Here is a 5,834-nt window from a genome sequence, read left to right on the forward strand (position 1 = left end):
CAGGCCTGGGCGAGGAGCACGGCCGGCAGGACGAGGAGGGCAGCGGCAGAGCCGAGAACGGCGACGGAGGCCGCCGCGGTGAGGCGGGGCGGCGGGGTCAGCAGCCGGCGGACCCGGGGCGTGACGAGATCGACGGGACGGTCGCGGGAAACGAACGCCGCGGCATCCGCCGCCCCGGCGGAGAACCGGGCCTCAGGCGACCGGCCGAGCCCCGCAGAGCCGACGAGCGCGATCGCCGTCGCGAGGGTGTGGTCGTCGACGGCGAGCCTGGCCTGGTCGTCCGCGAGCATCTCGACGAGAAGGGCGACGGCGTTCTCGGCCCGGTTCGCGATCGGGAACCAGGGCAGGGCACTGTGCCAGGACTTGAACGCGACGAGCACGAGGTGGTGCCGCTGGGCGAGGTGGGCCTCCTCGTGGGCGACGACGGCGCGTACCTGCGGCGGGTCGAGCAGGCTGAGCAACCCGCGCGAGAGCACCGTCGCCGAGTGCGTCACGCTCGGCAGGCAGTATGCGACCGGGGAGGCGTGGTCGATGACGCGGGTGCCCGGTCGTCCCTCGAGGGGCTCGCTGAGCAGCCGGACCAGGTTGAGGTGCCTGCGCTGCTGGCGCTCCGCGTGCACGAAGGTCACGGCGAGGTTGAGTACGAGGTGACCGCCGAGCAGGAGCGCCCCGCAGAGGGCGAGAACGTGGTCGAGGGAGGTGCCTGCCGGGACCGAGCCGGTCGCGAGGTGGTCGGCGAGCGAGCGGATGCCGGCGACCGGGTTCGCGCCGAACGGGATCAGCCCGTAGACGAGGAGCGCCCCGATCATCGCGAGCCCGCCCGCGAGGGCGATCGACTGCCAGAGCACGAGGGCGACGCCGGGGGAGCCTGCCGGCCAGGCGGACCGCGCGAGCAGCACCGGAACCGGCCAGGCCAGCAGGACCGCGAGCACGCCGAGGGCGAGCGCCGTCGTCAGCACGACGACCGGTTCACTCGCGGTGCAACGGGATCGTTTCGAGGAGGCGGCGGAGAGTCTCCGCCTCCTGGGGACTGACATTGCCGATGAACCGGGCGAGGGCATCCTGCCGGTCGGGGGCGGAGCCGAGCACCTCGTGCATCAGCCCTGCAGTGTGTTCGGCGCGGGTCGTCATGGCACGGTAGCGATGCGGGCGGATGCCCCGGTCTCGAACGACGAAGCCCTTGGTTTCGAGACGCGACAGCACCGTGAGCACGGTCGTGGTTGCGAGCGGCTTGCGGTTCGCTGCACTCGCGGCCGGCGTGAGCAGGCGGTCACGCAATTCATTCGCCGGCAACGATTCCCCGGAATCCCAGAGGACATCCATCAGCAATCTCTCCAGCACACCGAGACTTCCCATAGTCAGGGAGTTTAGTATGCCGTTCCGCCTTCTTCTACGGGGTGTAGAAGTGTATATTTTCTACGTACCGTAGAAATGACGATCGCCGGGAGGGCGCATGAACGAGTGGCTTGACCCGCTGCTGCTATCGAGATGGCAGTTCGGACTGACAACCGTGTACCACTTCCTGTTCGTCCCGCTCACGATCGGCCTCGCCCTGACCGTCGCGATTTTCCAGACCGCATGGGTGCGCACCGACAAGACCAAGTGGCTCCAGCTCACGCACTTCTTCGGCAAGCTCTTCCTGATCAACTTCGCTATGGGCGTTGTCACCGGCATCGTGCAGGAGTTCCAGTTCGGCATGAACTGGTCGACATACTCCCGCTTCGTCGGCGACGTCTTCGGCGCACCGCTCGCCTTCGAGGGCATCACCGCGTTCTTCCTCGAGGCCACCTTCATCGGCCTGTGGATCTTCGGCTGGGACAAGCTGCCCAAGGGACTGCACCTCGCGACGATCTGGCTGACCGTGGTCGGATCGATCGCGTCCGCGTACTTCATCCTCGCGGCGAACGCCTTCATGCAGAACCCGATCGCCTTCCGGATCAATGAGGAACGTGGCCGGGCCGAGCTGACCGACATCGGCACGCTGCTGACCAACCCGATCTCGCTCGCCTCGTTCCCGCACACGATCTTCGCGTGCTTCATGGTGTCCGCCGGCCTGATCATCTCGGTCGCCGCGTTCCACCTCTACCGCAAGCAGCACGTCGACACGATGCGTCCGGCGCTCAAGTTCGGCCTGTGGATGATGGTCATCTCCGGTGCCCTGACGACCGTCTTCGGCGACTCCCTGAGCCTCGCGATGGTCAAGGCCCAGCCGATGAAGATGGCCGCGGCCGAGGCGATGTACCACACGGCGACGGGCGCCAACGCGTCCTTCTCGCTCTTCACCCTCGGTACCCCCGACGGCGTGAGCGAACTGTTCTCCGTCCGCATCCCCTACCTGCTCTCATTCCTCTCCACGCACACCCTCGACGGCACCGTCGAAGGCATCAACAACCTGCAGGACCAGTACACGACGCTGTACGGGCCCGGCGACTACACCCCGATGATCTGGGTCACCTACTGGGCCTTCCGCTGGATGATCGGACTCGGCATCGCGCACATCCTGGTCGCCGTGGTCGGCCTCTGGCTCACCCGCAAGGGCCGCAGCCCCCGGGCCACCTGGGTCTGGAAGGTCGCCATCTGGTCCTTCCCGTTCTCCCTCGCCGCCATGAGCGTCGGCTGGGTCTTCACCGAGATGGGTCGTCAGCCCTGGCTCGTGTTCGGGCTCCTGAAAACCCAGGACGGCGTCTCGCCCAACGTGACCGGCCTGACCATCCTGATCTCCCTCATCGCCTTCACGCTGATCTACGGCGCCCTCGCGGTCGTCGAGTTCCGGCTCATCCTCCGTGCCGTGCGGAAGGGCCCAGAGGATGCCCCGGTGCCGGACGCTGAGACCGGCATCACCCCCCAGCGCGTCACGGTCTACTAGGAGCAACTGATGGAACTCAACATTCTCTGGTTCTGGATCATCGCCGTGATGTTCATCGGCTACTTCGTCCTCGACGGCTTCGACTTCGGCGTCGGCATGTCCCTGCCCTTCCTCGGCAAGGACGACACCGACCGCCGGGTGCTGATCAACTCGATCGGACCGGTCTGGGACCTCAACGAGACCTGGGTCATCGTCGCGGGCGCCTCGTTGTTCGCCGCCTTCCCCGAGTGGTACGCCACGATGTTCAGCGGCTTCTACCTCGCCCTGCTCGTGATCCTCCTCGCGCTGATCGCGCGCGGGGTCTCCTTCGAGTACCGGCACCAGCGGCCGGAATCCGAATGGAAGAAGTGGTTCGACGGCATGATCGTCGTCGGCAGCGCCCTCCCTGCCCTGCTCTGGGGCGTCGCATTCGCCAACGTCGTCCAGGGCGTCCAGCTCGATGCCGGGCACAACTACACCGGCACCTTCTTCGACCTGCTCAACCCGTACGCCCTCCTCGGCGGGGTGACGACGCTGCTCCTGTTCTTCACCCACGGCGTCGTCTTCGTCTCCCTCAAGACCGAAGGGGACATCCGCCTTCGTGCCCGCAAGCTCGCCACCAAGGCAGGGCTCGTGACGATCGTCGTCGCAGCGTCGTTCCTGCTCTGGACCGTGCTCGCGTTCGGCAGCCTCTTCACCGCGCTGTTCGCCGTTGCCGCGGCCGTCGCGCTGATCGGGTCGTTCCTGCTCAACCTCCGCGGCAAAGAGGGCTGGGCATTCACGCTCATGGCGGCGACGATCGGCCTGGCCGTGCTCACCCTGTTCGCCTCGCTGTTCCCGGACGTGATGCCGGCGAGCAACGACGCCGCGAACAGCCTGACCATCGACAACGCGTCGTCGACGCCGTACACGCTCCAGGTGATGACGTGGACCGCGGTGATCGCCGCCCCGGTGATCTTCCTCTACCAGGGCTGGACATACTGGGTCCTGCGCAAGCGCGTCAGCCGCAGTAGCATCGAGCTCGCCGCGCTCTGACCTGCGGGCGCTCCCGCTGCGCCAGCAGTAGTTGCCGCGACCGCCGCCACCGAATAGTTACCGGCGAACAGTTTCCACCGAACAGAACGAGTACATGCGACCCCTCGACCCCCGGCTGCTCCGCTACGCCTCTGCCGCGCGGTGGTTCCTGGTCATCGGTGCCGTGCTCGGTCTGGCGCAGACGCTCGTCGTCGTCGTCTTCTCCTGGTTGCTCAGCCAGGTGATCACGCTCGCGGTGGGAGGCCACGACGTGACCGAACTCGGTCCGTACGTCGGGGGGATCGCCGCGGTCGTGGTCCTGCGCGCCGCGCTCGTCTGGCTGCTCGAGGTCGCGGCGAGCCGCGGCGCGGCATCCGTCAAGAGCCAGCTGCGCACCCGGGTACTGCGCGGGGTCGCCGAGCGTGGCCCGGACTGGCTTGCCGGCCAGCAGGGCGCACGCGTCTCCACCCTCGCGACCCAGGGGCTCGACGCCCTCGACAACTACTTCGCCAGGTATCTGCCGCAGCTGCTCCTCGCCGGGATCGCGACGCCGATCCTCGTGCTCGTGATGCTGTGGCAGGACCTCCCGAGCGGCATCACGGTGATCATCGTGCTCCCGCTCATTCCGCTGTTCATGGTCCTGATCGGCCAGGCCACCCAGGCCGTACAGAAGCAGCAGTGGGAGTCGCTGCAGCGGCTCGGCACCGGCTTCCTCGACCTCGTCGGCGGCCTCGGCACCCTCAAGATCTTCGGCAGGGAACGCCGGCAGACCGAACGGGTGCGCACGATCACCGAGGACTACCGGGCTCGCACCATGAAGGTGCTCCGGGTGTCATTCCTGAGCGGCTTCGTGCTCGAGCTCGGGGCGAGCCTCTCGGTCGCGCTCGTTGCGGTGTCGATCGGCCTGCGGCTCGTCGACGGCTCGCTCGGACTCGGCGTCGGACTCTTCGTGCTGCTGCTCGCGCCGGAGGCGTTCCTCCCGGTGCGCCAGATCGGCGTTCAGTTCCACGCCGCCGCCGACGGACTCGCCGCGGCCGAAGAAGTCTTCCTGATCATCGAGGGCGGTCCGGCAGCCGGGACGGCGATGGAGACAGCGGATTCAGCGAAGACAGCGGATGCAGCGGATGCCGCGGCGCCTGCGGTGCCGGCTTCGGTCACGACGCCGACGGGCTCCCTTCGCTTCGACGCGGTCACCGTGCGACGCGGAACGACCGTGACGCTCGCCGCGTTCAGCGCGACGCTCGCGCCCGGCCGGCTCGCGGTCATCGCAGGGCCGAGCGGCGCGGGCAAGTCGACCCTCGTCGCGACCCTCCAGGGCTTCGTGCCGTATTCCGGCTCCATCACCCTCGGCGAAACGGCCGTCGTGCCCGGGGGTCCTCGGCCCTGGCTCGCCTGGGCCGGCCAACGGCCGGGACTCCTCTCCGGGACGATCGCAGACAACGTCGCGCTCGGCGCCCCCGGCGTCGACCAGGCCCTCGTGGCCCGCGCACTCGACCTCGCCGGCGGCGGCGACCTGGACCCAGGGACAGCCCTCGGCGTGAACGGGGACGGTCTCTCGGGCGGCCAGGCTCAACGCGTCGCCGCGGCGAGGGCCATCTATCGCACGCTGGCGGACCGATGCCCGGTGCTCGTCCTCGACGAACCGAGCTCCGCCCTCGACGAGGCCGCAGAAGGCCGGTTGATCGCGGGCCTTCGCGAGCTCGCGGCCGCCGGCACGATCGTCATCGTGGTGAGCCACCGACCGGCCGTCGTCGCCGCGGCCGACCTCGTTCTGCAGGTCGTCCCGGTGTCCGAGGTGCCGGCATCCGCCGTTTCGCTCGGGGAGGACGCCCATGTCTGAGTTCCTGCCCCCCGCCAGGGTCCGCGCGATCCTGCGGCTCGCCCAGCCGTCCACGCGGCGTTTCCTGCCCGGGCTGGCCGCCGGCGTCGCGAGCGCCCTCTCCGCCGTGGCCCTGCTCGCGACGAGCGCCTGGCT

At 68.7% G+C, this 5,834-nt stretch carries 5 protein-coding genes; 3 read left to right on the forward strand and 2 right to left on the reverse strand.

Annotated features, from left to right (window positions below; translation table 11 throughout):
- Together QN345_RS14735 and QN345_RS14740 are read right to left on the reverse strand one after the other, a co-directional pair.
- Positions 1–959: M56 family metallopeptidase (locus tag QN345_RS14735; RefSeq protein ID WP_241987356.1), on the reverse strand; the 959-nt coding region annotated here is incomplete at its 3' end.
- Between the two features lie 10 nt (positions 960–969).
- The gene (locus QN345_RS14740) at positions 970–1,356 is read right to left on the reverse strand and encodes a BlaI/MecI/CopY family transcriptional regulator (protein ID WP_134446075.1); all 387 of its coding nucleotides are present in this window, start codon (positions 1,354–1,356) and stop codon (positions 970–972) included.
- Between the two features lie 97 nt (positions 1,357–1,453).
- Between QN345_RS14740 and QN345_RS14745 the strand changes: the two genes are divergently transcribed.
- The 3 genes from QN345_RS14745 to cydD all read left to right on the forward strand — a co-directional run bounded on the left by QN345_RS14745 (position 1,454) and on the right by cydD (position 5,699).
- Positions 1,454–2,866, forward strand: coding sequence for a cytochrome ubiquinol oxidase subunit I (locus QN345_RS14745; protein ID WP_134446074.1), 1,413 nt, complete (start codon positions 1,454–1,456; stop codon positions 2,864–2,866).
- 9 nt (positions 2,867–2,875) lie between these two features.
- Positions 2,876–3,880, forward strand: coding sequence for a cytochrome d ubiquinol oxidase subunit II (gene cydB, locus QN345_RS14750; RefSeq protein ID WP_322135926.1), 1,005 nt, complete (start codon positions 2,876–2,878; stop codon positions 3,878–3,880).
- 94 nt (positions 3,881–3,974) lie between these two features.
- Entirely contained in the window at positions 3,975–5,699 is a 1,725-nt protein-coding gene (gene cydD, locus QN345_RS14755) for a thiol reductant ABC exporter subunit CydD (RefSeq protein ID WP_322140789.1), read from the forward strand.
- Positions 5,700–5,834: the final 135 nt, after the last annotated feature.

It is taken from the genome of Cryobacterium sp. 10I1 (assembly GCF_035019805.1).
In the GTDB taxonomy this organism is placed as follows: domain Bacteria; phylum Actinomycetota; class Actinomycetes; order Actinomycetales; family Microbacteriaceae; genus Cryobacterium; species Cryobacterium glucosi.